Source organism: Corynebacterium urinipleomorphum (genome assembly GCF_900155535.1).
In the GTDB taxonomy this organism is placed as follows: Bacteria; Actinomycetota; Actinomycetes; order Mycobacteriales; family Mycobacteriaceae; genus Corynebacterium; species Corynebacterium urinipleomorphum.
In genome coordinates, this window is record NZ_LT706962.1 from 1 (window position 1) to 25,345 (window position 25,345).

The window sequence follows — 25,345 nt, forward strand, 5'->3', positions numbered from 1 at the left end:
ATACACCAACCAACAAACCACAACAATTGTTCAACCCCGACACGGGCGAAAACACGCAAAAAACGCAGACAAAATGACCTGCCGCGTCCACTATGCAGTATCTGACACACCACACACCCCTAACGTGTGGCCACACAGAACAGATAACTCAATAACCCGCACACACACTCGTGTGATGCGACCATGACACAAACCCCCAAAGGTGTGTCGGTGGTTGATAGCGGTGGGGAAACGCCCGGACCCATTCCGAACCCGGAAGCTAAGCCCACCCGCGCTGATGGTACTGCACCCGGGAGGGTGTGGGAGAGTAAGTTACCGCCGACCAAAAACTTAATTTAACGCGGCGCTCCTCGAGGAATAGACTCCTCAAGGAGCGTCGCTTTTTCGTGTTCTATACCCCGTAATCGGCTTCAGGAGAATTGATTCGATGAGTGTTCTATCCGGCCTGTTGTTGTTCGCCATGGGCATCATGGCCGGCATCATCAACTCTGCAGTTGGTTCGGGTTCGCTACTGACGCTGCCCGTGTTGTTGGCCCTTGGCGTCCCTCCGGGAGTGGCGGTGCGCACGAACACAATCGGCATGATGTTCGCGTCCTTCGGTTCTGCCTACGGTTTCCGGAATGAGACGAAGAGGGAGATGCCGTATCTCGGCCCACTTATTGTGGCGACCGTTCTTGGTGCGGCTGCCGGCTCGCTGCTTCTGCTGTTCACGCCCTCTTCAGCTCTGGATTGGGTCATTCCTGTTCTCATCGTTGTTGCTTTGATTCTTGTGATCTTCCAACAGAGGTTTGTGCAGGCGTTCTCGAAGAATCAAGTTGTCAGTGAGGAAGACAGCGACGGCTTCATTGGTCAGCCGTACAAGAGGCCGGGGCTTGTCGGTGCGATGGGACTGGCGTCTATGTACGGTGGCTTCTTCACGGCTGCCCAGGGTGTTCTGTATATGGCGATCATGGGTGTGGGCACCGGCCATCCGTTCAAGGACGTGAACCCTGTCAAGAACTTTCTCTCCATGATCGTGAACACGGTCGCGGCGCTGGTCTACCTGGTGGCGTTTGTGTTCTTCGACGCGGAGATCCTGTGGGTCGGTGTGGCGGTTCTGGCAGTGGGCGGTTTGATTGGCGGCCTGGTCGGATCGCGGATCGCTAAGAGGTTGTCTAATACGTTCCTGAAAGGCCTGATCGTCGTCGTGGCGCTGTACGCGCTGGTGCGGCAGTTCATTTAGACGATCCACAAAGCGTCAAGGAGCCGGGCCCATTGTTGGGACCCGGCTCCTTGAGGTTTGAAGCGGCAGAGGCGTTTACTTCTTCACAATGCCGTAGGAGTTGTACAGCTCCACTTCACGTTCTTCGCCCGTGTGCAGGTCGCCCTTCACCTTGTAGAAGTCGATCTTGAAGGTGTCGTCGGTGACGGTGTAAACGGCGAAGCACTGGACCGTCGACTGGCGGTAGTTCTCGTGCTTGTGGTCGAACTTCGGGGTGTCGAACGGCTGCTCGGCGACGTCGTAAAGGGAGTTCCAATAGTTGACGTCTTCCTCGGTCATCCAGTCGAGCTTCGGGCGGACTTTGTGGACGTGGTCGACGCCCTTCTTGTAGATGGCGTCGTACGCTTTGGTGCCCGACGTGTTCGGGATGATGTAGGTGACGCCTTCGGGGTTGACGTGGTGCTCAACGCCGTCGATGGTCTCCTTCTCGGTGTCTTCGACTTCACCGTAAGAGAAATTATCCGGGGTGTACACGAGGGACTTGGTGCGGGTCAGGTTGTGGTCGTGGCCCTGGAGGACGAGGTCGACTCCGAGCTCGTCGGCGATTTTCACGAACTCTTCGCGGGTGACTTGTACGTCTTTGTCCTGAAGAGCGTGGTAGGAGGCCGAGTATACGGGCTTGTGGTACGTCAACACGATCCACTTCGCGCCGGCTTCACGCGCTTTGGTGATATCCTGCTTCGCCCATTCCATCTGCTTTTTGCCGATCGCGCCCTGCTCCGGGTTGTCGTCCGATTCCTTGTTGTCGTTGGTGTTCAGGACAACGAAGTGCACGCCCGAGTGGTCGTAGGAGTAGTAGGAGCCACCGTCAATAGCGCCGTCAGTGACCGGTGCGTTGGTGTGCTCGTTGAATGCGGTGAGGTCCTTGCCGTCCTCCCACAGCAAGTTGTATTCGTCGTGGTTGCCGGGAGTGTATGCGTGGGGCAGGTTGAGGTTGGCCTTGCGGGACATGTTGAGGTTGTCTACCCACTCGTCTTCCACCGCGGCGGTTTCCACGAAGTCACCTGTGTGCACGGCAAAGTTAGCGTTCGGGGCGACCTCCATCGCCTTTTCCAGGGTGTTTGCGCCGTAGGCAGCCTCGTTGTTGACGTTGGCGTTCCAGTACGCGTTCTGTGTGTCGGTGTAGTGGATGAACTGCACCTCCTCAGCGTTCGGGTCGGAGGTAGTGAAGGTTCCGGTCTCGGAGAAGCCTGAGGATTCGGAGCCGACCTGGAAGTAGTACTTCTTGCCCGGTTCAAGGCCGGTTGCCTTGCTCTTGTTGCTGTTCTCTTTGACGTCGACGAGTTCGAGGTAGCCGATGCTCGGGCCTTCGGAGGTCCACTTGGTGTTTTCGCGGGTGATCTGCTGGTCGGTGAAGTAGCCCTTGATCTCCTTGGGCTTGCCTTCGTCATCGAGGATGAATTCGTCTTCGTCGTCGGTGGTTGCGGCGGCGTAGATGTAGTAGCCGTCTTTGTCGCGCTCGGCGTAGCGGCTGGTCACCTCGGTGGTCTCGGCGGGGAATTCCATGGCTCCGGACATGTCTTCCTGGTCGGAGACGCGGAGCATTGAGTCGTCGAGGTCGTCCTTGGTGTACCAGTTGAAGGCCATCTCGGTGGACGGGTCCTCCGTGATGTTCATTGCGATGCGGTCGGGCTCGTTGTCGACGACGACCTCGGCCACCTCAGGCTTGTCGTCCTGGAGTTCGATCAGGTCGAGGCCGTTCTTTTCCCCGTAGACCGGGTCGATTTCTTTCGCCTCAGTCTCGGTGTTCGTTGTTGTGGCGGTTTCTTCCACAGTCTCGTTGTTGGACGAGCATGCGGTGAGAACGACCGTCGTTCCGGTCAGGACGGCGAGAAGTTTGAAAGATGTGGATTTGGAGTGCACGGTTAAGAACCCTTCGGCAGTGTGGATACTGTCACTATCCACACTGCATGGTTGGGGTTAACTGGCCGTTGCCTTAGTCTGACCTCGTGGTGAACCTGGTAATAGTTTTCACTCCAGGGGGAGGAGGTTCATGGGGGTGGCTTTGACGTCGTCAAGCTTGGTGCGTGCTTTGTCGAGCATGTGCCACTGGTCCTGCGGGATGGCTGTGCGCGCTTGTTTGACCACGTTCTGGTCGGGCGTGGCCCATGCGATGGGCATCGGGGTGACTTCCTGCCAGTGGTCTTTGTCGCGGGTGGTGCGGCGGCCGCCGACGGCGACGGAGGGGATCTTCGTGCCCACTTTCGGGTCGTCGATGCCGGGGATCGAGGAGACTGTGCGCAGTGCGGCGGCGTATTTCGGCGGGAGGGATTCGTCGACATTGATGTTCACTAGCGCCATGAGCACCATGTCGCGCGGGTTGACTTCGGCGATGACGGCGGGTGCGAGCGGGTAGCGGTCGTAGAGTTCCTGCGCGCCGCCGACGGAGCGGGGGACCATGAGGCCGACGATGAGCATCACGAGGCCGAAGGGAACGAGGCCGATCACGCCGAACCAGCCCCATGCGGAGTTATCCGGAGTCAACGTCCACAGGAGAACAGCCGCGACAACGCAGATGACGAACAAGCTGACGCCCGAGATGGTCACCTTGCGGGTGTCGCGCAGCATCTCGTTGTGCTTTTTGGCGAATTCCTCGTCGACGTCGAAGTGAAAGCGATTCATAGCTTTCAAGTCTAAAGGTCGGCTGCGTCCACGAGACGGTAGGCGTATCCCTGTTCCGCGAGAAAGCGCTGGCGGTGCTGGGCGTACTCGGCGTCGAGGGTGTCGCGGGCAACGACGGTATAGAACAACGCCTCCGCGCCGTCGGCTTTGGGGCGCAGCAGCCGTCCGAGGCGCTGGGCTTCCTCTTGGCGCGATCCGAATGTCCCAGATACCTGGATGCCCACGGCGGCTTCGGGCAGGTCGATGGAGAAATTCGCCACCTTCGACACAACGAGCGTCGCAATGTCGCCGTTCCGGAACGCGTCGAAGGCTTCTTCGCGCTTCTTGGTGGATGTGGTGCCGCTGACCAACGGTGCGCCCGTGCGCGCGGCAATGTCTTCGAGCTGCTCGATGAACGCGCCGATGATCAGGGTCTGCTGTCCAGCATGCCGGGCAAGCAGCTTATCGACGACCCCCAGCTTCCCTTCACTGCACGCCGCCAGGCGGTACCGCTCCCGGGTCTCGGCGGTGGCGTACATCATGCGCTCGTCGTCGGTGAGCGTGGTGCGTACTTCGACGCACTCGGCGGTGGCGATGTAGCCGGCCATTTCGAGTTCTTTCCAGGGGGCGTCGTAACGCTTGGGGCCGATGAGGGAGAAGACGTCGTCTTCGCGGCCGTCCTCGCGCACGAGGGTGGCGGTGAGGCCGAGGCGCCGGCGTGACTGGAGGTCGGCTGCCATACGGAAAACGGGGGCGGGGAGAAGGTGTACCTCGTCGTAGATGATCAGGCCCCAATCGCGGGAGTCGAATAGTTCCAGCGCTTTGTATTCGCCCTTCGTTTTACGCGTGACCACTTGGTAGGTGGCGATGGTGACGGGACGGATCTCCTTGCGTTCGCCGGAGTACTCGCCGATTTCGTCGGAGGTCAACGTGGTGCGGCGCAGCAGCTCGTCGCGCCACTGGCGGCCGGCGACGGTGTTGGTGACCAGGATCAGGGTCGTGGTTTGTGCCTGCGCCATTGACGCCGCACCGACGATGGTCTTGCCGGCGCCGCACGGCAGGACGACCACTCCGGAGCCGCCTTCCCAGAAAGATTCGGTGGCGTACTGCTGGTAGTCGCGCAGCTCCCAGCCATCGTGATTGAGCTGGATCGGATGGGATTCGCCGTCGACGTAGCCGGCGCGGTCGTCGACGGGCCAGCCGAGCTTGGTCAGTTCCTGCTTGATCCGGCCGCGTTCGGAGGGATGGACGGGGACCGTGGTGGCGTCGATAAGCGTGCCCACCATTGGCGCGATCTTCTTGTTGCGGGTGATCTCGGTGAGGATCGCGGCCTCGTCCGCCTCGAGGATGAGGCCGTGCGCGGGGTGCTTGAGCAGGCGCACGCGGCCGTAGCGCGCCATGGTCTCGGCGACGTCGATGAGGAGCGCCTGGGGGACGGGGAAACGAGAGTAGCGCTCGAGGACGTCCACCGCTTGCTCGGCGTCGAAGCCGGCCGCCCGCGCATTCCACAGGGCCAGGGGAGTGATGCGGTAGGTGTGCACGTGCTCCGGCGCGCGCTCCAACTCCGCGAAGGGGGCGAGCGCAGCGCGTGCCGCCCCCGCTTCCGCATGCGCGACGTCGAGGAGGACAGTTTTATCGGATTGCACGATGAGCGGACCGTCACCTAAAGGCATGGGGGACATTATGCCCGCCTGGTGATGGTGAAGCGCTGGCGGGGCTTGGAACGCTAGGCAGAGCCACAGGGCGAGGTACCTAAAATTGGTACTATAGGCCCATGGCTAAAAACACTTCGGTGACTCTCGGGCCGCATTATGAGGAATTCATCGCTCAAATGGTGGCAAGTGGGCGCTATGCAACGTCTAGTGAAGTGATACGCGCTGGCCTCCGCATGATTGAAGACTATGAGCGGCGGCTCGAGGTCTTGCATCGTGAGATCCAGAAGGGGGAGGAATCGGGGCTTGTAGAGGACTTTGATTTCAATGAATTCATAGAAAAGATGAAGCGTGGCGATGACGTACCGGCTTAGGGAAGAAGCCGTTGAGGACTTGCGGGGGATCTGGTCCTATTCCGAGGCTCAATGGGGGCCAGCGCAAGCGGAGTTCTACTTGCGAACTGTGGAAAGGCAATTTGAATGGATTGCTGATCATCCCACGTCAGGAAAGCTTGTTCCGGGGATTCCTGGGTATCGCCAACGGGCCGCAGGTAGTCACATGATCATCTATCGTCTCGATGATCAAGGCGTGATTGTCATTCGCGTACTCCATCAAAAAATGGACCCGTCCCGTCACCTCTAAGGTGCGCGGGAAGGATCCAGGCAGAGAGGTTAACCCCGCAGCGCCTCCGACCATGTGGTGGTCTTGCCGTTGTTGAGAATGGAGCGGCGGTAGATGCGGGCGGTGACCCACACGACCGCGAGGGTTGCTACGGCGGCGATGGCCAAGGATACGGCGAGCTGGCCGCCAGTGAAGTCGCCGGCAGCGTAGGACAGCGGCGCGGCGAAGATAGATACGGGCGGGATCCAGCTCATGACCTGCATCCAAGTGGCGTCGGTGCTCATCCAGCCGAAGGCGGGGACGTAGGCGCTGGCGAGGATGAGCAGCAGGACCGGCATCTGGGTGGACTGCAGGTCCTCGGTGCGCTGCACCATTGCACCGGCGGCGGCGTAGAGGCCGCCGAAGAAGACCATGGCCAGAAGGTAGGCGACCAGCATGACGGGGAGGACGGACCAAGCGATCTCAATGTCGTCGAGAAGCCCGGTGACCTGCAACCCGATGAACCCGGCAGCGAGCAGGATCGCGGTGGAAATGAATCCGAAGACGAGGTTGCCCAGGATCTTGCCGGCGAGGAAGTCGAAAGGGCGCACGGTGGAGAGGATGAGCTCGACGACGCGGGAGGACTTCTCCTCCGTCACACGGCTGCCCACTTGGGCTGCGAAGGTGATCACCATGAACACGATGAGCATGATCAGGATGAAGACGGTGAGCAGGCGGATGAAGTCTTGTTTGGAGGCCTCGTCGTCTTTGCCGGCGTCGAGGTCGCCGATGTCCACCGGGACGACGTCGATGGCGGGAGCGGCCGCCTGGTATTCAGCAGGCGAGATGCCGAGCTTCTCTAGCGCGGTTGCCTGGGAGTAGGTCTCGGCGAGGGCGTCGACGCTGCTCATCACGCCATCGTCGGGGAAGCCGTCGGAAACGACCTGCCATGTGTCGTTCTCGGCGATGAGTGCGGCTTCGACGTCGCCGTCGCGCACGAGACGCTCAGCGTCCGCACGGTCAGCGGCATCGCGCGGTTCCAAGCCGGAGCCGTCGAGCAATTGCTTATCGACGTTCACCACAGCCACCGATTGCGCCTTGTCCTCCGGGTCCTTGTCCTTCTGCCAGGCGGCGAAGCCGATGCCGCCGATGATGGCCAGCAGCATGATCAGCAGCGTGATCACCACGGATTTCTTGCTGAAGAGGATCTGGATTTCGCGCTTGGCGGTGGTCAGGATGGTGTGGAGAGGGGAGTAGGTGCTCGTATTCATTACTTCACAACCTCCTTGAACAGGTCGGTCAGGTCGGGGACGACGCGGGTGAATTCGTGCACGTCACCGGCGGCGAGAGCGGCGCGGAGGATGCGCTGGTCGTCGTCAGCGGAGGTGGTTTCGAGGGTGACGTGGGTGGGGGTGTCGTGGATAAGCTGCGTGCCCTCCGGGAGCCATCCGCGGGCTGTGGTGCCCACGCGGAAGCGGACGGGGCCTTTAGTGCGCAGGTCGTCGACCGTGCCTTCGGCGACCATGCGGCCGCGGGTGACAATACCGACGCGGTCGCACAGGCGCTGGACAAGGTCGAGCTGGTGGGAGGAGAAGACGACGGGGACGCCGCGGCGTGCGCGGTCGGTGAGCATGGTGCTCATCACGTCGACGGCGACGGGGTCAAGGCCGGAGAACGGCTCGTCGAGGATGAGAATGTCCGGATCGTGAATGAGCGACGCGGCGAGCTGGACGCGCTGCTGGTTGCCCAGCGAGAGGTCGTCGAGCTTGTCGTTCACCCGCTCGCCTAGGCCGAGTCCGTCGAGCAGCTCGGTGCCCCGCTGCTTTGCGGCGGCGCCGTCCACGCCGTGGAGCTTGGCCAGGAAGACGAGCTGGTCGAGGATCTTTTCTTTGCCGTAGAGGCCGCGCTCTTCGGGCATGTAGCCGATGCGGCGGCGTGAGGCGTCGTCAAGCGGGGTGCCGTCGAGAAGTACCTCGCCCGAATCTGCCTCGAGCACGCCGAGCGCGATACGCATGGTCGTGGACTTGCCGGCGCCGTTGGAGCCGACGAAGCCGTAGAGCTCCCCGTCGCCGACGGTGAAACTCATCCCGTCGAGTGCTTGCGTGTCACCGAAGCGTTTGTGCAGGTCCCTGATTTCTAGCGTGGTCATTTTCAGTCCTCTTTGCGGTTGAAGGTGATGGCGTAGCCGATCATGGGCAGCGGATAGACGATGAGGAAGGTGAACAGCATGAAGTAACCAGCGGCTGTGAGCGCTGTGCTGTCGGGTGCGTCACGGAGCGAGCCTGTGAGCAGAAACGCGAAGCCGCCAATTCCTGTCAGCAGTGAATATGCGCTGAGGGTGCGCTTTCGCCAGGTGCTGAGCACGCTGCGCTCGTATTCGTCGAGTTCTTCCTCGGGGGCGGTGTCGGCGTTGTTGTTCGCTGCGCGGAGCTTGGACCAGCAGAGCATGCTGACCAGGATTCCGGGGATGAGAAGCGCTTTGAGGATCCAGCTCTCGTCGACAATCAATCCGGCAACTGTGCCGCCGAGCGCGACAGCGATGCCGAGCCAGAACACCGCGATCAGCGCGCTAGTGCCATTCTGGGTTTTGTATTTCATTTCGGGTAGAGCTCCTTCGACATGGGGGCGAACTCATCATGGGAGAACACGGCCTCGACGGGGAGGTCGAACACGTCGCAGATGCGGAACGCTAGGTCGAGGCTTGGTGAGTGGTCTCCGCGTTCGAGAGCGCCGATGGTCTGCGGGTTCACGTCGATGAGCTCCGCGAGCTGAGCGCGCGACATGTCGCGTTCTGCCCGCAAGACGCGAACCCGGTTGTGAATCGGGATCTTCGGTTGTTTTCGTGGTGACACACAAGTAAGTGTTGTATAACTACAACGAACTGTCAATGAATTGAACGAAAAAAGTGAGATGAAGGCCGTCGGGATAGCATGAAGCTATGACTGCGACAATCACCTCCCCAGCCGCGCACCTGGTTCGCGAATTGGGATCGGACCAGACCATTTCCACCCGTCAGATCGACCGGATCAAGTACGCGCACGACGCGTCGCACTTCCTGTACACGCCGCAGGTGGTGGCGGAGGCGCGCAACGCGAATGATGTCGCTGCCGCTTTCCGGGCATCGATTTCTTCCGGCACGCCGGTGGTGCTGCGCGCGGGCGGCACGTCACTGTCCGGGCAGGCCGGAGGCGGGGGAATGCTTATCGACGTCCGCAAGCACTTCCGCGGCGTCGAAGTCCTCGACGCCGGCAAGCGCGTGCGGGTGCAGCCCGGCTCGACAGTGCGGCAGGTCAATGCGCACCTCGCCCCCTACGGGCGGAAACTGGGGCCTGACCCGGCGTCGGAGGGTGCGGCGACCTTGGGCGGCGTGATCTCCAACAATTCCTCCGGCATGGCGTGCGGCACGCGGTACAACACCTACAACACGCTTGAGTCCTTGACGTTCGTGCTGCCGTCCGGCACCGTCATCGACACTGCGCACCCGGATGCGGAGGCGCAGTTTGCGCGGGAGGAACCCGAGCTCGTCGAAAAGCTCGAGCAATTGAAGCGCCGCGTTCGAGGCAATGCGGAATCCGTGGCGAAGATCGAGCAGCACTTCGCGCTGAAGAACACGATGGGCTACTCGCTCAACGCATTCCTGGATTTTGATACTCCGCTGGAGATCTTCACCCACCTGCTCGTCGCGTCCGAGGGCACGCTGGCATTCATCGCCGAGGCTGTCCTCCGCACGGTGGAGGTGCCCAAACTGAAGACCACCACGATCGCGGTGTACCCGACGATCGACGCGGCGACGCGTTCCCTGCCCGCCCTGTTCGATTCGAAGGCGGCCACGCTCGAGCTAATGGACTCCCGCTCCATCGCTGTCGGCCGCGGTTTCGACTCCGTGCCAGAGCAGATCACCGGCTTCGAGCTGGACCAGCATGCCGCTTTGCTGATCGAATACCACGCGAACGAGGAAGAGCAGCTGCGCGAATACGAGCAGGCGGGCACGACACTCCTGAGTGAGCTGGACTTGTCCACCACGGCGGAGTTCTCCACCGACCCGAAGCAGGCGGCCAAGGCATGGGCCTTCCGCAAAGGCCTCTACGCGCAGGTGGCTGAGGCGCGCCCGTCCGGGACGACAGCCCTGCTCGAGGACATTGCCGTGCCTGTCGAGGACCTCGCCGACACGTGCGGCGGGCTGCAGCAGCTATTCGACGAATACTCCTACGACGACGCTGTCATCTTCGGCCACGCCAAGGACGGCAACATCCACTTCCTCATCACCGACCGGTTCGAGGGCGACGAGAACCTGGGCCGCTACGACGGCTTCAACGAGGCGATGGTGGACCTGGTGCTCGGTGCCGGCGGCAACCTCAAGGCGGAGCACGGCACCGGTCGCGTCATGGCGCCGTACGTGCGCCGCCAGTACGGCGACGAGCTCTACGAGGTGATGGTGGAGGTCAAGCGGGCCGCCGACCCGCGCGGGGTGATGAATCCGGGTGTGATCATCACCGAGGACGAGCGCGAGCATATGAAGAATTTCAAGCTCAACCCGCAGGTCGAAGACGAGATCGACTCCTGCGTGGAGTGCGGCTACTGCGAGCCGGTGTGCCCGTCGCGCGACCTGACCATGACGCCGCGCCAGCGCATCGTCGTGCGGCGCGCCCGCGCGCAGGCGATCAAGGACGGCGACACCGAGCTGGTCAGGCACATCGATAAGGAGTACCAGTACGAGGGCATTGACACGTGCGCCGTCGATTCCATGTGCGTGACGGCCTGCCCGGTGGGTATTGACACCGGCAAGTTCATCAAGTCCCTGCGCCGCGGACAGGCCGGTGCCGTGGAATCGGCTGGCTGGGCGGCGGCCGCGAGAGCCTGGGGGCCGGGCAATAAGCTCGCCTCCACAGCGCTAACCGGTGCGCACTACCTGCCCGCCTCGCTGGTGGAGAAGGTCACCGATGTCGCCCGCGCACTCGTCGGCGAAGACACGGTGCCGTCCTACCGGCCGGAGCTGACCAAGGGCGGTGTCTCCCGCTCCAAGGCGTTCGGCACACGCATCGGCGACCCGAACGCAGAGCCCGTCGGTGTGTTCGTGCCCGCCTGCGTGAACTCCATGTTCGGCCCGCAGGGCGAAGGCATCGGTGCGTCCGCGGCATTCGCAAAACTCGTCGAGCGCGCCGGGCTGTCGCTCGTCGTGCCGGAGGGCATCGACGGCATGTGCTGCGGCACCCCGTGGGCGTCGAAAGGCATGGCCACCGGCCACGACATCATGCAGCGCCGCGTGAACGACGAGCTCATCGCCGCCACCGACGGCGGCCGCCTGCCCGTCATCGTGGACGCGACCAGCTGCACCCACGGCTTCATGGACATGGCGGAGACCATCGGCATCACTGTCATCGACGCCGTCGCGTTTGTGAACGACGAGGTGGTGGACAAACTCGAGGTTTCCACGAAGGTTGATTCGATCACGATCCACCCGACGTGCTCCGCCACGCACCTTTCGCTTATCGACGCCCTGACGCAGGTCGCCTCCGCCGCCGCCGAGAAAGTCAACGTGCCACCGGAGTGGAACTGCTGTGGCTACGCCGGTGACCGCGGCATGCTCCACCCGGAGCTGACTCGCGCCGCCACGAAGCGCGAGGCCGAGGAGGTCGCCGAATTCGGTGCACAGTGCCATGCCTCCTCGAACCGCACGTGCGAGCTCGGCCTGACCGCAGCGACGGGCCGGGATTATGAGCACGTCCTGGAGGTGCTCGAGCGGGTGAGCCGCTAAGCCAGCACCACTTTGGTGATGCGCGGCAGTGCGATGCGCACCACCGAGTCGGTGGCGGCCACGTGCACGTCGACCTGCCCCGCGGTGACAGACAGCGGCCGGGCGGTCAGGGTTTGACCGCGGCCGTTCTTGTCCACGTAGCCGAGGGTGACCTGGCGTTTCCCGCGTGCTGCCGCCCGCAGAGTCTCGAGGGTGTCGCCGGTGGAGTGTTCCGTCGGCACCTCCCCGGACCGCAGGCGGGCGATGATCTGATTGGCCTGCTCGTCGGTGACGGTGGTCGGCCGCGGCAGGTGGGAAGGTGTCGCGGGGACCAGTGCAGGTTCAGGCGCCATGTTCAGCTGCGCCCCAGTCTCATCCTCCGCGGTGGGTTGCAAACCAGCTTTGCGCAGCGCGACCATGAGCTTCGGCAGCGGCAATTGCGACACTGCCACGGTCGGTGCAAGAGGGCGGAGAAGCGCACCGAGCTTCTCCGTTGCCGTCGTGATAAGTGCCGGGTCCGCACTGCGGATGTAGCTCACTGCCGCGCCGGCGCGGATGGAGCCGTGGGTGCGGGCGATGTCGTCGACCAAGAACGTGATGCCCTGTGGGACCTCGCCAAGGACGTGCGCGTCCAACCACGCGTGAATCTCGTCAGCAGTCAGTCCGTTATCCAACCCCCGGCGCACAGATGCGTCGGTGAGGCGCCACACGCTGGCCACTCCGGGGGATTCAAGCTCCGCGATGGATTCCATGAACGCGCCCATCTCCGGCTCCAACGGTCCGGGCGCGAGAACAGTGAGATCCGCCTGCGCGATCAACGTGTCGACGGCCGGCGGGACGAGAGCACGCGTGGCCGCTGCGATGTCTTCACCGTCGAGCAAAGCGGTGAGGGGAGTGGACGCGGCCGGGGTCGCGTCGAGGGCACCGACGAACTGAGCTTCCCCCGCCACTGTGTCGATGAACGTTGGAGGCAGTTGGGACGCCGCCAACGGCGCGTGGAAGAAGAGGCTTAAGGGATCACCGTGGTGGCGGAGCACAGTCAAGCGGGCACCGCGGGCATCGGGGGAGTGCATCTCGGGGGAGAGCAGCTTCTCGTCTGTGTCCGTGCGCCACGGGGATGCGGCCCAACCCACAAGCAGAATCGCCCACTGATCGGGCAACGTGGCGTCAAGCCATGTCAATGCGTCCCGCGTCGCGGCGAGAACATCAGTGTCGTCTACATTGCCGCGCCCGATGAGGCCGGCAGATTCACCAACGGTGATCAGCAGGGCGGGATCGAATCCCAGGTCCTTGCTCAAGTTCGTGCGGGCTCGGACACCCACGGAGCCGTCTTTGTTCAAAGCGACGGGGTCGGCGAGCAACAGTGTGATCAGTTGGCGTAGCTGGCGCACCGCATCGAGTCCTTGAGTCGCCGCCGCTTGATCGACGGCATCCTGGTCGATGTCTTTTTCCATTGGCTCGGTCATGGGGAAGGTTCGCGGGGGATGACCGCGCAGTACGTCTCGGACGGGCCGGGGGAGACGGACTGTGGAGGAGTCCACGCGGACAAGGAGACCTTGGGTGATAAGCCTGGCGATGGGCGTGCCCGGGTCCGCATCCGGTGCCGCCGCTTTGGTGGTGCCCACTCCGCCGTTGACGGCGAGAGTCTCCAGGACTTTCCGCTCCGGGGAAGAAAGATCATCCATGAGCTCGGCGAGGTTGTCGGGCACAGGATCGGTGACCCGCCAGCCGGATGGGACGGCGCTGAGTACTCCCGGAGCTATTCGCAGCTCGTCGTCTGGGCCGAAAACGAGGGCGAGGGAACGGAGGTTGTCGAGCTTCCCAGCTTCAGCTTCCGTGGTGGCGTCGAAGGGGTCGAATTCGGCACCGGCATCCGCAAGGCGCTCGAGGAGGGCGAGATCGGGGGCGGTGAGATGTCGTAAAGCACGCGCCATCGACCCTGGAAGCGTGAGCCGCGTTGCTAGCGAACTCATCTGCGGCGGCGCGGGGAAGAACGCGTCGGGGCGCGCAGAAATGAGCGCGCGTAGCGCCGAGTCGTCGAGCTGGGTGAGAGAGCGGGAGAAGGAAGTCATTGCGGGGGTGAGTTTACGTGCGTTTCCGGCGGTGACGTGAAAGAATGAGGCTTATGGCTAAAGACGTTGACAACATCACCCAGATCAACCCGGCGTGGCCTGCGCACACCCCGGGTAACGGCCACCCGGTGACGGAGATTTCCTCCAAGCTCGCGGGTGCCAACAGCCCCTTCGGCAACGACCTGATCTTGCCCCGCCCGTGGGAGGAGACCGGCTACGTGCACAACACTCTGCGCATCAACACCGCGCAGTAAGTCCGCGTACTGAGGGAGCCGCGCACTATCCCCGGTGAGGGGTGCTGCGCGGTTTCTTTCGCTTAGATGAAATAGACAAAGCGGTATGCTTAATTGGGCCACTTTCTAGACTAATTGGTATGTAGATTGTAGACTTCCCAGTGTTTTGCTAACTCATAACAAGCACTGGAGGTTTCCATGGTTGTGACCGGCTTGGCGGTCGGCGCCGCCCTCGGCATCGTCATACAGCGCGGACGATTCTGCGTAACGGGTATGCTGCGCGACGTGTTCCTGCAAAAGCAGGGGCGCGGTCTCGTCGCTTTCTTCATCGTCATCGCTGTCCACGCGATCGGGTTGGCGGCGCTCACGTCGTTGGGCGTCATCTCGCCGGAGTACCGCACCTTCGCCCCGCTCGCCGTGGCCGTCGGTGGGTTCATCTTCGGCCTTGCCATCATCCTGGCCGGCGGTTGCGCATCGGGCACCTGGTACCGCTCGGGCGAGGGCCTCGTGGGGTCGTGGTTCGCGCTCCTCTTTTACGGTCTTTCCGCCGCCGCGATGAAGAGCGGCTTCCTGTCGGGGTTCAATGACTGGATGAAGCAGTGGGACACCGGCTGGACCACACTGCCGCAGACATTCGGCGTTTCGGCGTGGTGGTTCGCCATTCCGCTGGCTCTTGCCACCGCCTATGTCGCGCAGCGCTACCTCACACGCGACGCGGCGAAGCCGAAGGTGACGCTGCAGCAGCCGTGGTACCGCAAGCCGCTGCACCCGTACACCGCTGGTGCGGTCATCGGTCTGCTCGGCGTCCTGGCCTGGCCGCTGTCTGCGGCGACCGGGCGTAACGACGGCCTTGGAATCACCACCCCGTCCGCGCACCTGATGAGCTACATCACCACCGGCGACGGCAAGTTCTTGAACTGGGGCACCCTGCTCGTCCTGGGCATCCTGGTCGGCTCCTACATTGCCGCGAAGGTCTCGGGCGAATTCCGCATCCGCGTTCCGGACGCCCGCACCTCCGTCCGCGCGATCTTCGGCGGCATCGGAATGGGCGTCGGCGCATCGCTGGCCGGCGGATGCACCGTAGGCAACGGCATGGTTCAGACCTCCCTGTTCAGCTACCAAGGCTGGGTGGCTATGGCCTTCATCGCGCTCGGTGTATTCGTCGGCGCGAAGCTGTGGCTGAAGCCGTCCGGTGTCAAGCAGGGCAGCGCCGACTCTGGGGTGTACACCACTGATGAGTCCATCAGTGACCCGCAGCTCGCCGGTGTGGCGTCCCGCGAGACCGAGGTGGAGGAGGCGCCGAAGTTCAATATCGTCTCCGCTGGCGGCGGTGTCGGCCTGAAAACCAAGCCGAAGCAGGCGACCACGGCCCGACCCTTGGGCAACGGCCGTTACGCCCTGGACACTCTCGGCGCGGTGTGCCCGTTCCCGCTGATCGAGGCAAAGCAGGCCATGTCGGAGCTGGAGCCGGGTGAAGAGCTGGTCATCGACTTCGACTGCACCCAGGCCACCGAGTCCATTCCGCAGTGGGCCGCCGATAACGGCCACAGCGTGAAAGGCTTCGTTCAAAACCAGAACGCTGGCTGGCAGATCACAGTGGTCAAGTAGTCGGGCATAGAAAAAGGGCGCTCTCCCCGTGATGGGGATGAGCGCCTTTTGGCGTGTTGGCTGAAGATTTAGCCGAGGTACTGCTTCTTCACACCGTCCACGTAGTCGTTGACGTTGGCCTGGACGGCAGCGCCGACAGCCTGCGCGTCACCAGCGAGGACAGCATCGACCAGGTCCTTGTTGGCCAGGTAGAACGCGTTGTAGTCGTTGCGGTTTGCCTTGTAGGTGGCGGTCACCTGAGCCGGGACAGCGATGCCGCGGTTGTTCAGCTCGCGGGTGATGGAAGAATAAACAGCGTCAACCTCGAACTCGGCGCTCTTCGGTGCCGCAGGCTTCGGGGCAGCGGGCTTCGGAGCTGCCGGCTTCGGGGCCGGCTTGTTTGCCGAGACGTTGCGCGGGGTCGGTGCGGAGTTCAGGCCCAGACGTGCGGAGCATGCCGGCCATGCGCCCCAGCCCTGGCTGGCGAGGGTCCGCTCTGCAACAGCGATCTGCTGCTCGCGGGTGGCCTGGTGTGGAAGGGCTGCGAACTCTCCGCCACCGTATGCGCGCCACGTTCCGGCGGAGAACTGCAGGCCGCCGTAGTAACCGTTACCGGTGTTGATCTGCCAGTTACCGCCAGCCTCGCACTGAGCCAGACGGTCCCAGTCGGAGTCCGGGGCGGCGGAAGCGATCGGGCTCACCAGGGCGGTGGTGGCCAGAGCTGCGGTGGCACCGGCGACGGCCTTGGTGGTGAAGTTACGGTTCTGCTTGCTGTGTCGTCCCATGCGGGTGTGTTTCCTCTCTTGTTCTACGTCTGCGAGGTGAGCTGTCGGGTTCAGGCTGAGGTTGTGGGCGCCTGGCCGCTTGTGGCGGCTTCACCCCGAGCGGATCGCTCCGCGGTGCACGACATCTGTCGCGCGGGTGGGTCCCCCGCTTTTGTCCTATGGATTTGTACTCGGGTACTTGCTTGTTCTCGTGCCAGCCGGACAAAACTGAACGTGGCTGGCAGATATAAAGGTCACGCCCGTTCTCGGGGCATGCCCAAGACTGTATCGGTTTATAACGATTGAGTCACGTTCCTGGCACGTTTTGTGATGCGTGTGAAAAGTGTGGCTTGAATAGGGGCCACCTAAGGGGCTCTCACCTGTGGAAAAGTGTGGAAAGTGACGTGCCCCACAAGGTGCTGTGCCAGCGTGTCGCGTTCAGGCGGGACTAGGCGCTCGGGGACGCGAGCGCTACACTGAATCCTTTGAATTATTTCGACCATCGGTGGTGATCGCGCATGCCAGTAGGAAAAGTGAAGTGGTTCGATGCCGAGAAAGGCTTCGGATTCGCCTCTAACCCGGGGGACGAGGATGTCTACGTGGGTAAGAACGTCTTGCCCGAGGGCGTTGATGAGCTCTTCGCTGGCCAGCGGATCGAGTTCGACTTCGCGGCCGGCCGCCGCGGCCCCCAGGCGCTGCGAGTGAAGGTGCTCGATGAGCCGCGCCGTCGCCCGGTGCACCGCCGCAAGCCGGCGGAGCTCGCCAGCATGCTCGCGGATGTCATGTCCATGCTGGAGACCCAGGTGCAGCCGGCGTTGGATGCGGGGCGCTACCCCGAGCGCAAGGAATCGCGCCAGATCGCTGAGATTCTCCGCGCGGTGGCCAAGGAACTCGACGCGTAGACGCCTGCCCGACGTTCTAACTAGCCTCCGTCGTGAATGCCCACGTGGTCACGACGGGGGTTTCTTCGTTATTGTCGTCCGTACCCACGAGGAGTGCGGAGACTTCCATGACTACGAGACGGGCCTCGTTACCGTCGTTGTCGGTGGTCAGCGGGATATCCACCTCATCGGCCTCGCCGGGGGTGAAGGTGCGCTCGGTGTTCGCGGCCGGGTCGTCGTAAATGCTCAGCACAGACCATTGCTGCTGCGCGACATCCTTCGGCACGCTGATGCGGATGGACTCGGCACCGGTCGCGTCGATGCGCGCGACATCGCCTTCCGGGCACTCGGCGCCAAACTCGCACACGCTGAACGGCCGCGAGACCACATCTTCTCCGTCTGCGGTCGCTGTGACTTCAAGCTGGTCGGGCGGAGTGGTCGGGCGGCTGTCCTGCCAGTTCAAAAAGAAGTACAGGCCAGTGACGATGGCTATGACTGAGACCGCGATCAATGCCACCGTGAGTGCGGTATTGGACTTTCCTGCCTTGCTTTCCACCATGACTACGCAGTCTAACGTTGCGGTGTTTACGGAGGATTACTTCGGTTCAAAGGTGACCCGGTACATGTCCGGCCAGCGTTTTCCGGTGAGGTAGAACTCGCCGTCGCTGCCCGGGATGTGGGCGATGCCGTTCAGGACGTGGTTGGGGTCGGGGGTGGCGTTGTTGGGGAGGGCGGAGGCGTCGATACGCGCCTCGATACGGCCTGTCTCGGCGTCGATGCGCACGATGTCTGTGGTGGTGAACACGTTGGCATAAATGTCGTCACCGACGCACTCCAACTCGTTGAGGCCTGTGATCGGTTTGCCGTGGTAGCGGACGGTAAAGCGTCCGCGTTCCGTGAGCGTGTCCGGATCCATTCGGCGCAGTTCGGCTGAGCCGTCAGAGAAGATCACCTCGTCCGCATCCTGGCGGTAGCAAAGCCCCCATCCTTCGCCGTCGAAAGCCGCCCGGTCGACCTCCTCGAGCGTGGTGGCATCGCGCTTGATGGCGGTGTTGTTCTGCCACGTCAGCTGCCACAGGTGGTCGCCCACGCGCGTGATGCCTTCTCCAAAGAATGTCGGGTCAAGGTCCTTGCTGGCCAACTCTTTTCCGTCAGTGGTGGTGCGGTAGATGCGGGATTCACCCTCCATGCCGGTGGCGACGTAGAGCGTTCCGTCCGGTGCTACCTCGAGGCCTTGCGTGAAGCTCGTTTGATCGAACGGGAGCGTCTCGTCCACTTTCACAGTGAGCATGTCCACCATATCGGCGGTGTCCACCACCTCTTCTGTTGTGGAGTTGTCCCCGGAACCTGCAGGACTGCAGGCGCTCATGAGCGCTGCGAGGGAGACGATGGACACGGACGACACGACGGCAGCGGCACGGGGGAGATGGACCATAAGGTCTATCTTGCAACAGCGTCGGCCATAATGGTGTGCGTGCCCCGGAGAAGAAACGACAAGAAAGCAGGACCGTTGCTCGGCGACCGCGCGGTGCGCATTGCGCGCGAGGCGTTGCTTGAGCTCGACCACGGCGAGGTCGGCGACCACATCGGCGTTTCGGGGCTGAGCTCCAACGTGGCCACTCACCGGTTTGAGGCGGATGTGCCCGGTTATCCCGGCTGGGAGTGGAATGCGGTGTTGGCGTGCGCGACCGGGACGGACTACATCACCGTCAACGAAGTCGCGCTCGTGCCCGCACCAACGGGCGACGCATTGCAGGCGCCGGACTGGGTGCCCTACACGGAGCGGGTCCGCCCCGGCGATTTAGGGCCGGGCGATCTCATGGAGCCCGCACCGGATGACGAGCGTCTCACCGACGATTCCTTCTCCAAGGACGCGGTGGTGTTCATGGGCCGGGATACCAAGCAGTATCTGACAACTACCGGTTTGAAGGACGCGAAGGAGCGGTGGCGCCGCGGGGAGTTCGGCCCGAATTCGGAGCACGCATCACAAGCCGCGCTTCAGTGCCGCACATGCGCCTTCTACATTCCCGCGGCGGAGCCGGTGGGCAAGAACTTCGGCATTTGCGCTAACGAGTACTCCGCGGACGGACACGTTGTTTCCGCAGTGTACGGCTGCGGCGCGCACTCGGAGACAAAGGTGGACATCGAGGACGCAACGCCGCGCAGCGAGCTTTACGACGACGAAAAGCCCCTGTACTAGCCCCTCCCGCCCACACCGCTCATTTTGATTTTCGCGCTGTCAGTGGGACGCTATTGCCGTTATTGACATGCAAACGTCAGGGGAATCACAGTGAGTGACACGACGAACACGTCCGGGTCCACGAAGGTGGCCGGCGCACCAAACGGGGCAGAAGAACAGTCTTCCGGTCTCGACCGTTTCTTCCACATTTCTGAGCGCGGCTCCACCGTCGGCCGCGAGGTGCGTGCCGGTGTGGTCACGTTCTTCGCCATGGCGTATATCGTCCTGCTCAACCCGCTCATCCTGGGCACCGGCGCCGATTCGGGAGGCACCGTGCTGGGCATTCCGCAGGTGGCAGCGGCCACGGCCCTTGTCGCCGGCATCATGTGCATCCTGTTCGGTGTGGTGGCCAACTACCCGTTCGGCATCGCGGCCGGCCTGGGCCTGAACACCCTCGTCGCAGTCACGCTGGTGGGTAATGAGGGCCTGACATGGCCTGAAGCGATGGGTCTCGTGGTCATCGACGGCATCATCATCGTGCTGCTGGCCATCTCCGGCTTCCGCACTGCAGTGTTCCGCGCGATCCCGCCGTCGATGAAGGCCGCGATCGGCGTGGGCATCGGCATGTTCATCTCGCTCATCGGTTTCGTGGACGCGGGCTTTGTCCGCCGCATCCCGGATGAAGCGATGACCACGGTCCCGGTCCAGCTGGGCATCAACGGCTCCATCGCGTCCTGGCCGACGCTGGTCTTCATCCTCGGCCTGTTCATCTGCGGCTTCATGGTGGCGCGCAAGATCCCGGGCGGCCTGTTCATCGGTATCGTCCTGAACACCCTCATCGCTCTGGCTGTCGAAGCTGCTACCGGCGCAGGCTCGTCCGCGGAGAACGGCCCCACTGGCTGGAACCTCGCTGTGCCGAGCCTGCCGGATTCCCTCGGCGGCATCCCGGACCTGTCCATCGTGGGCAAGGTGGACCTCATCGGTGCCTTCACCCACATCGGTGTGGTCACCGCATCGCTGCTGGTGTTCACCCTGGTTTTGGCTAACTTCTTCGACGCGATGGGCACCATGACGGCACTGGGCCGCCAGGCTGACCTCGTCGACGAGAACGGTGAGCTGCCGGACATGAAGAAGGCTCTTGTTGTCGAGGGCTTCGGCGCTATCGTCGGCGGTGCGGGCTCCGCGTCGTCCGCCACCGTGTACGTCGACTCCTCCGCAGGCATTGCCGACGGTGCGCGCACCGGTCTGGCCAACATTGTCACCGGCCTGCTGTTCCTGGCCGCGATGTTCTTCACCCCGCTCTACGAGATCGTGCCCATCGAGGCAGCCGCACCGGTGCTGGTCATTGTCGGTGCGCTGATGATGATGCAGGTGACCGAGATTGACTGGACGCAGTTCCACATCGCCTTGCCGTCCTTCCTCACCATCGTGGCCATGCCGTTCACGTACTCCATCGCCGACGGCATCGGCATCGGCTTCATCACCTTCGCGCTGTTCGCGGTCTTCGCGGGCAAGGCGAAGGAGGTCCACTGGATCATGTGGCTGATCTCTGCGCTGTTCGTGGTGTTCTTCGCCATGGACCCGATCATGGCGGCGATCTCCTAACACCATGATTGCCATCACCGACCCCGCCGATCCGCGGCTGGATGACGTCCGAGACCTAAAGACCATGGACAACACCAAGGGCCTCGTGTTCGGCGAAGGCCCGCTTGTGGCCGGTCGCGTCATTGATTCGCGCTACCCGCTGCGGTGCGTCGTGGGATTCGAGAAAAAGCTCGCCACATTCTTCGCCCAGCGGGCAGAAGAGGGCTTGCCGCCTATCGACGTCCCCGTGTACTCCGTCACCCGCGAACTGCTCGCCGAGGTCGCCGGTTACGACATGCACCGCGGACTCATCGCGGTAGCGGACCGGGCGCCGGAATGGCCCGTCGATAAGCTGCTGGACGCGAACACGCTCGTGGTACTGGAAGGGGTCGGGGACCACGAGAATATCGGCGCGATCTTCCGCAACGCCGCCGGCATGGGTGTCGATGGTGTACTGCTCGGTGCGGGCACGGCCGATCCGCTGTACCGCCGCAGCGTCCGCGTGTCCATGGGGCACGTGCTGCGCCTCCCGTTCGCGCATCTCGAGGGCACCGTGACCACGTGGCAGCGCTCGCTCGAGCAACTGCGCGAAGCCGGGTTCCACCTCGTCTCGCTCACCCCCGACGAGCGGGCGGAGCATCTCGCCGACGCGCTTGTCGACGGCACCGGTGCCCCCTACGAGAAAGTCGCCCTCCTCGTCGGCGGCGAAGGCCCCGGCCTGACGGAGCACGCGATGCGCGCCACCGACATCCGCGCTCGCATCCCCATGGCGAACGGCACGGACTCCCTCAACGTGGCCACCTCGGCCGCGATAGCGTTCTACGAGAGGGACCGCTCACTCAACCTCAGCCGTTAACGGTCCGAGTGGCGGATCTTCTCCACGACAGTGTCTTTGAGGTTCCGCCAGCGTCGTGTCAGTCCCCGGCCGACACGACGGGCAGCGGCTGCCGACGCGTCCGCGAGTTGGGCGAACTCTCCGCCCTGGTCCTCGTCGCTAGTCTCCTCGTAATCGTCGTAGTCCGCGTTCGGGCTGGCGAACTTCGCGGCGACCTCCGTGACATCCTTCGCCTTCGGTTCGCGCGGCTCCACCTTCGGCTCCGGGCGGCCGTCCACGGCATAACCGACGACGTTGATGTCCGGCCCGCTGGGGGAGACATCAACCCCGAGCCATGCTGATTCCGCGGCGTGCATGAGGTCCACCGGCTCGAAAGGCAGGGAGATCCCGCCGATCTGTTCCGCGCGCTCTCCAGCCCAGAACGGGGCCTCGAACGGCTCGGGCAGACCGAGGTCCTCCAATAGCGCGGTGCGGGTGGCACTAAGGCTGCGGGTGACGGTCTCACCGGCGAAGTGCGCGAACCCGCCGTAGCCGGCGCCCTCACCGATTCCTTCCGCGAGCACGTACACGTCCGATGCAGGCACGGCGGACAGGAGCTCCGGGGAGATCTCCGACAGCTTCCCGCAATCCTCAACGAAGGTCTGCAGGACTGCTACGCCGGGGTATCCCGCGATGTAGAACTCCGCCCGGGACGGCTTGGTGGACCGGTTGAGGGGGAATTGGCCGATTGGAGTAATGGGCCATCGCGGATTCAGTTGCGCCAAGAGTTTGCGGCCGAATCCGCGGTCGGCTTTAGGTTCCGCCTCCAGCACTGCTGCCGGGTTAGCTGCGCCCACGTACCAAAAAGTCACTACTGCCGGGAAGCTCATAGTTCCCGCCTACTTCGGCCGCTTGGTGTTGGTGCGCACACCGAGAAGCACGTCCTCCCAATGCGGGGTGACAGCTTTTCTGCGGCGTTTCTGTGGTTTGTCCTCCGCATCGGGGTTCTGCAGGAACTCGCCCTCGGCGAAGACGTTGGGCTGCGTCTGGGTGGTGGACAGCTCGTCGTCGCTCTCACTGGCCGCGTTGTCAGACTGCTGCGCGTGAGCGGTGTCCTCGTCGTCCCACTCTGGTTCGTCGACGGGAACGTAGCTATTGCGCGCGGACAAGGAGCGCACCGGCTGGGCAAAGGACGGGTCGATGAGGTCCGCCGCGACCGGGTCGCGCGGTTCAGTGGTCGCCGGGCTGCCCATGGAACGGCGGAAGAACCATTCCGCGCTGTGCTCCTGCAGGCCCGCCTGCCACGTCACACGCACGACCCATGGCTCGCCAGCTTCGCGGACCGCATCCCAGTGAGCTTCGGACAAGGCGTGGCCGCGCGCAGCGAAAGCCAGCGCCAAGATCTCAAAGAGAGTGTCCGGCGCGGTACCGTCATCTCGCACCGGGTGCGACTGCTTGGCGGCCTCAGCCACCTGAGCGCGCTCCAACAAGACCGGGTGGGCGTAGGGCTCCACGCGGCTTTCGGCCACACCCATTTCCTCCGCTAGTGCTGCGGTATCCGCGCCTGCGCGGATCCGGGCCTGGATCTCATTCGGACGCAGCGACAGGGGAGTGGAGAAGAGCGGGTCCGGCTCCACGGGAGTGCGCACGGGTTCCTCAGGTTCAGCCTGCTCCACCTGGGCTATCGGTTCCGGCTCGAGCGGCTGCTCAGGCTCATCGTCTTCGGCCCGTTCGCTGAACTCAGCCGGATCGGCGGGCTCAGCGGACTCTGCGGGCTCAGCAGGGGACTCGAAGTCCTCGCCGGAGTAGACGGTGAAGGTGGGGCGGGACGGTTCGTCGATAAGCTCGGCGTCGACGATCTCGTAATCGTCGCGGGAATTGTCAAAGGTGTCGGTGTACCCGCCGGAGTAGTCGCGCTGGGCCTCGAACAGGACGGGATCGGGTTCGCCCGCCTCGCGGAGGTCGGCGCGGGGGATGCGGAACCGCTCGCCGTCATCGGTGCGCAGCACCCAGACGGTGTCCGTCGATTCTTCGGCAACTACAAAGAGCTCGCGCATCCCCAACTCCTTACACGGGTGTCGTTCACTGACCTACCTTAACGGCTGCGAACCCCCTTATTTCGCACCGACTCCCTGGCCCAGAAGGAAGTCGATCGCGCCGGTCAGCTTGGTCACGTCCTCGGTGTCCACTGCCGGGAACATGCCGATGCGCAGCTGGTTGCGGCCCAGCTTGCGGTACGGCTCCGTGTCGATGATGCCGTTCGCGCGCAGCGCCTTAGCCAGCTCAGCGGCGTCAATGGACTCGTCGAAGTCGATCGTGCCCACCACGTAGGAGCGCTTGTCCGCCTCCGCGACGAACGGGGTGGCGTGCTCGTGGTTCTCCGCCCAGGAGTACAGCGCCTCGGAGTTCGCGCGGGTGCGCTTCACCATGCCGTCGAGGCCGCCGTTCTCGTTCATCCACTTCACCTGGTCGGCGAGCATGAGCAAAGTGCCCACGGCCGGGGTGTTGTAGGTCTGGTTCTTGCGCGAGTTGTCCACGGCTGTCTGCAGGTCCAGGAACGCCGGAATGAAGCGGCCGGACTCCTTGATCTTGGCGATGCGCTCGATCGCCGCCGGGCTCATCGCCGCCAGCCACAGGCCGCCGTCGGAGGCGAAGGACTTCTGCGGGGAGAAGTAGTAGGCGTCGGTCTGAGAAATGTCGACGGGGAGGCCGCCGGCACCCGAGGTGGCGTCGATAAGCACGAGCGCGTCGGTGTCCGGGCGGGTGACAGGCACCATCGTGCCTGTGGACGTCTCGTTGTGCGCCCATGCGACCACGTCTGCGTCGGTGCCGTCGAGCGCACTGGGGTCCGGCGCGGTGCCCGGCTCGGACTCGACGATTGACGGCTCCTCGAGCCACGGTGCCTGCTTGGATGCTTTAGCGAACTTGGAGGAGAACTCACCGTAGGTGAGGTGGGCGGACTTGTTCTCGATGAGACCGAAGGTCGCCGCGTCCCAGAACGCGGTCGCGCCACCGAGGGACAGAACGATCTCGTAGCCTTCCGGCAGCGAGAACAGCTCGGTCAGACCTTCACGCACGCTACCGACGAGGTTCTTCACCTCGGGCTGGCGGTGGGAAGTGCCCATGACAGTGATCGCGCCTTTGCTCAGCGCCTCGATCTGGGAAGGCCGCACCTTGGACGGGCCGCATCCGAAACGGCCGTCGCCGGGCGCGAATTCTGCGGGAAGTGCTGGGTAATCAGTCATGGAAGCCCCTTTACAAATCACGTGAAAGTATGCAGTATTCCGTTTACTTTAACTGAAACACTGCGTCCACCAGATGGAATTATGCACGGGGTTCGGCGGGGGTACTTGTGGTGGTCCCCGCTAGCGCAAAACAGTGTC

Annotated in this window: 24 protein-coding genes, 1 rRNA gene and 1 riboswitch; of the genes, 11 read left to right on the forward strand and 14 right to left on the reverse strand. The window is 63.3% G+C overall.

The genetic code is table 11. The features are described 5' to 3' along the window. Positions 1–206 precede the first annotated feature (206 nt). A 5S ribosomal RNA gene (gene rrf, locus CZ338_RS00640) occupies positions 207–324 on the forward strand. A gap of 103 nt (positions 325–427) precedes the next feature. Further along, entirely contained in the window at positions 428–1,222 is a 795-nt protein-coding gene (locus CZ338_RS00645) for a sulfite exporter TauE/SafE family protein (protein ID WP_087116171.1), read from the forward strand. A gap of 75 nt (positions 1,223–1,297) precedes the next feature. Here CZ338_RS00645 and CZ338_RS00650 read toward each other — a convergent pair whose 3' ends face one another. The 3 genes from CZ338_RS00650 to CZ338_RS00660 all read right to left on the reverse strand — a co-directional run bounded on the left by CZ338_RS00650 (position 1,298) and on the right by CZ338_RS00660 (position 5,535). Continuing rightward, the gene (locus CZ338_RS00650; RefSeq protein ID WP_087116173.1) at positions 1,298–3,124 is read right to left on the reverse strand and encodes a purple acid phosphatase family protein; all 1,827 of its coding nucleotides are present in this window, start codon (positions 3,122–3,124) and stop codon (positions 1,298–1,300) included. 108 nt (positions 3,125–3,232) lie between these two features. Next, entirely contained in the window at positions 3,233–3,883 is a 651-nt protein-coding gene (locus tag CZ338_RS00655) for a DUF3239 domain-containing protein (RefSeq protein ID WP_087116175.1), read from the reverse strand. An 11-nt stretch (positions 3,884–3,894) separates the two neighbouring features. Then, positions 3,895–5,535, reverse strand: coding sequence for a DNA repair helicase XPB (locus tag CZ338_RS00660; RefSeq protein ID WP_087116755.1), 1,641 nt, complete (start codon positions 5,533–5,535; stop codon positions 3,895–3,897). Between the two features lie 101 nt (positions 5,536–5,636). Between CZ338_RS00660 and CZ338_RS00665 the strand changes: the two genes are divergently transcribed. Further along, the gene (locus tag CZ338_RS00665) at positions 5,637–5,888 is read left to right on the forward strand and encodes a type II toxin-antitoxin system ParD family antitoxin (protein ID WP_087116177.1); all 252 of its coding nucleotides are present in this window, start codon (positions 5,637–5,639) and stop codon (positions 5,886–5,888) included. Further along, complete coding sequence (locus tag CZ338_RS00670) at positions 5,872–6,156, forward strand: type II toxin-antitoxin system RelE/ParE family toxin (RefSeq protein WP_087116179.1); 285 nt, start codon at positions 5,872–5,874, stop codon at positions 6,154–6,156. The genes CZ338_RS00665 and CZ338_RS00670 overlap by 17 nt, the downstream gene beginning before the upstream one ends. Positions 6,157–6,185: 29 nt before the next feature. Here CZ338_RS00670 and CZ338_RS00675 read toward each other — a convergent pair whose 3' ends face one another. Genes CZ338_RS00675 through CZ338_RS00690 form a run of 4 tightly spaced genes read right to left on the reverse strand, consistent with a single transcriptional unit; the run spans position 6,186 to position 8,966 of the window. Next, positions 6,186–7,385, reverse strand: a complete 1,200-nt coding sequence (locus tag CZ338_RS00675; RefSeq protein ID WP_087116181.1) for an ABC transporter permease — start codon at positions 7,383–7,385, stop codon at positions 6,186–6,188. Continuing rightward, positions 7,385–8,263 carry an ABC transporter ATP-binding protein gene (locus tag CZ338_RS00680; protein ID WP_087116183.1) on the reverse strand — a complete coding sequence of 293 codons (879 nt, stop codon included), beginning with the start codon at positions 8,261–8,263 and terminating at the stop codon, positions 7,385–7,387. The genes CZ338_RS00675 and CZ338_RS00680 overlap by 1 nt, the downstream gene beginning before the upstream one ends. A 2-nt stretch (positions 8,264–8,265) precedes the next feature. After that, entirely contained in the window at positions 8,266–8,712 is a 447-nt protein-coding gene (locus CZ338_RS00685; RefSeq protein WP_087116185.1) for a hypothetical protein, read from the reverse strand. After that, positions 8,709–8,966: a helix-turn-helix transcriptional regulator gene (locus tag CZ338_RS00690; RefSeq protein WP_087116187.1), complete on the reverse strand. Its 258-nt coding sequence runs from the start codon at positions 8,964–8,966 to the stop codon at positions 8,709–8,711. Before CZ338_RS00690 ends, CZ338_RS00685 begins: the two co-directional genes overlap by 4 nt. 86 nt (positions 8,967–9,052) lie before the next feature. Here CZ338_RS00690 and CZ338_RS00695 point away from each other — a divergent pair, with 86 nt between their 5' ends. Then, positions 9,053–11,869: an FAD-binding and (Fe-S)-binding domain-containing protein gene (locus CZ338_RS00695; RefSeq protein ID WP_087116189.1), complete on the forward strand. Its 2,817-nt coding sequence runs from the start codon at positions 9,053–9,055 to the stop codon at positions 11,867–11,869. Here CZ338_RS00695 and CZ338_RS00700 read toward each other — a convergent pair. Next, a complete protein-coding gene (locus CZ338_RS00700; protein ID WP_087116191.1) occupies positions 11,866–13,920 on the reverse strand; it encodes a helicase-associated domain-containing protein in 2,055 nt (684 codons plus the stop codon). The two genes, CZ338_RS00695 and CZ338_RS00700, sit on opposite strands and share 4 nt — an antisense overlap. 53 nt (positions 13,921–13,973) lie before the next feature. Between CZ338_RS00700 and CZ338_RS00705 the strand changes: the two genes are divergently transcribed. Together CZ338_RS00705 and CZ338_RS00710 are read left to right on the forward strand one after the other, a co-directional pair. Next, positions 13,974–14,174, forward strand: coding sequence for a hypothetical protein (locus CZ338_RS00705; RefSeq protein WP_087116193.1), 201 nt, complete (start codon positions 13,974–13,976; stop codon positions 14,172–14,174). A 177-nt stretch (positions 14,175–14,351) separates the two neighbouring features. Beyond that, positions 14,352–15,761 (forward strand): YeeE/YedE thiosulfate transporter family protein, encoded by a 1,410-nt coding sequence (locus CZ338_RS00710; protein ID WP_087116195.1) that lies wholly within the window; start codon positions 14,352–14,354, stop codon positions 15,759–15,761. Positions 15,762–15,829: 68 nt separating this feature from the next. On the opposite strand, the gene CZ338_RS00715 is transcribed toward CZ338_RS00710, so the two are convergent. After that, complete coding sequence (locus CZ338_RS00715) at positions 15,830–16,525, reverse strand: resuscitation-promoting factor Rpf1 domain-containing protein (protein ID WP_087116197.1); 696 nt, start codon at positions 16,523–16,525, stop codon at positions 15,830–15,832. Positions 16,526–16,536: 11 nt separating this feature from the next. Continuing rightward, positions 16,537–16,706, reverse strand: a riboswitch (cyclic di-AMP (ydaO/yuaA leader). Positions 16,707–17,022: 316 nt separating this feature from the next. Here CZ338_RS00715 and CZ338_RS00720 point away from each other — a divergent pair. Beyond that, positions 17,023–17,406, forward strand: coding sequence for a cold-shock protein (locus CZ338_RS00720; RefSeq protein ID WP_087116198.1), 384 nt, complete (start codon positions 17,023–17,025; stop codon positions 17,404–17,406). 16 nt (positions 17,407–17,422) lie between these two features. On the opposite strand, the gene CZ338_RS00725 is transcribed toward CZ338_RS00720, so the two are convergent. Together CZ338_RS00725 and CZ338_RS00730 are read right to left on the reverse strand one after the other, a co-directional pair. Further along, entirely contained in the window at positions 17,423–17,944 is a 522-nt protein-coding gene (locus CZ338_RS00725) for a DUF2771 domain-containing protein (RefSeq protein ID WP_087116200.1), read from the reverse strand. A gap of 36 nt (positions 17,945–17,980) precedes the next feature. Then, positions 17,981–18,820, reverse strand: a complete 840-nt coding sequence (locus tag CZ338_RS00730) for a glutaminyl-peptide cyclotransferase (RefSeq protein ID WP_087116202.1) — start codon at positions 18,818–18,820, stop codon at positions 17,981–17,983. A gap of 39 nt (positions 18,821–18,859) precedes the next feature. Between CZ338_RS00730 and CZ338_RS00735 the strand changes: the two genes are divergently transcribed. From CZ338_RS00735 to CZ338_RS00745, 3 genes are all read left to right on the forward strand, one after another. Further along, positions 18,860–19,585 (forward strand): DUF3027 domain-containing protein, encoded by a 726-nt coding sequence (locus CZ338_RS00735; RefSeq protein ID WP_087116756.1) that lies wholly within the window; start codon positions 18,860–18,862, stop codon positions 19,583–19,585. 126 nt (positions 19,586–19,711) lie between these two features. Next, complete coding sequence (locus CZ338_RS00740) at positions 19,712–21,169, forward strand: NCS2 family permease (protein ID WP_087116757.1); 1,458 nt, start codon at positions 19,712–19,714, stop codon at positions 21,167–21,169. A 4-nt stretch (positions 21,170–21,173) separates the two neighbouring features. Continuing rightward, positions 21,174–22,004 (forward strand): TrmH family RNA methyltransferase, encoded by an 831-nt coding sequence (locus CZ338_RS00745; RefSeq protein WP_087116204.1) that lies wholly within the window; start codon positions 21,174–21,176, stop codon positions 22,002–22,004. Here CZ338_RS00745 and CZ338_RS00750 read toward each other — a convergent pair. Genes CZ338_RS00750 through serC form a run of 3 tightly spaced genes read right to left on the reverse strand, consistent with a single transcriptional unit; the run spans position 22,001 to position 25,207 of the window. After that, positions 22,001–22,852, reverse strand: coding sequence for a DUF6928 family protein (locus tag CZ338_RS00750; RefSeq protein WP_087116206.1), 852 nt, complete (start codon positions 22,850–22,852; stop codon positions 22,001–22,003). The genes CZ338_RS00745 and CZ338_RS00750 overlap by 4 nt on opposite strands. Positions 22,853–22,861: 9 nt before the next feature. Next, positions 22,862–24,019, reverse strand: a complete 1,158-nt coding sequence (sepH, locus tag CZ338_RS00755) for a septation protein SepH (RefSeq protein WP_087116208.1) — start codon at positions 24,017–24,019, stop codon at positions 22,862–22,864. Positions 24,020–24,076: 57 nt separating this feature from the next. Beyond that, positions 24,077–25,207: a phosphoserine transaminase gene (gene serC / locus CZ338_RS00760; RefSeq protein ID WP_087116210.1), complete on the reverse strand. Its 1,131-nt coding sequence runs from the start codon at positions 25,205–25,207 to the stop codon at positions 24,077–24,079. Positions 25,208–25,345 lie beyond the last annotated feature (138 nt).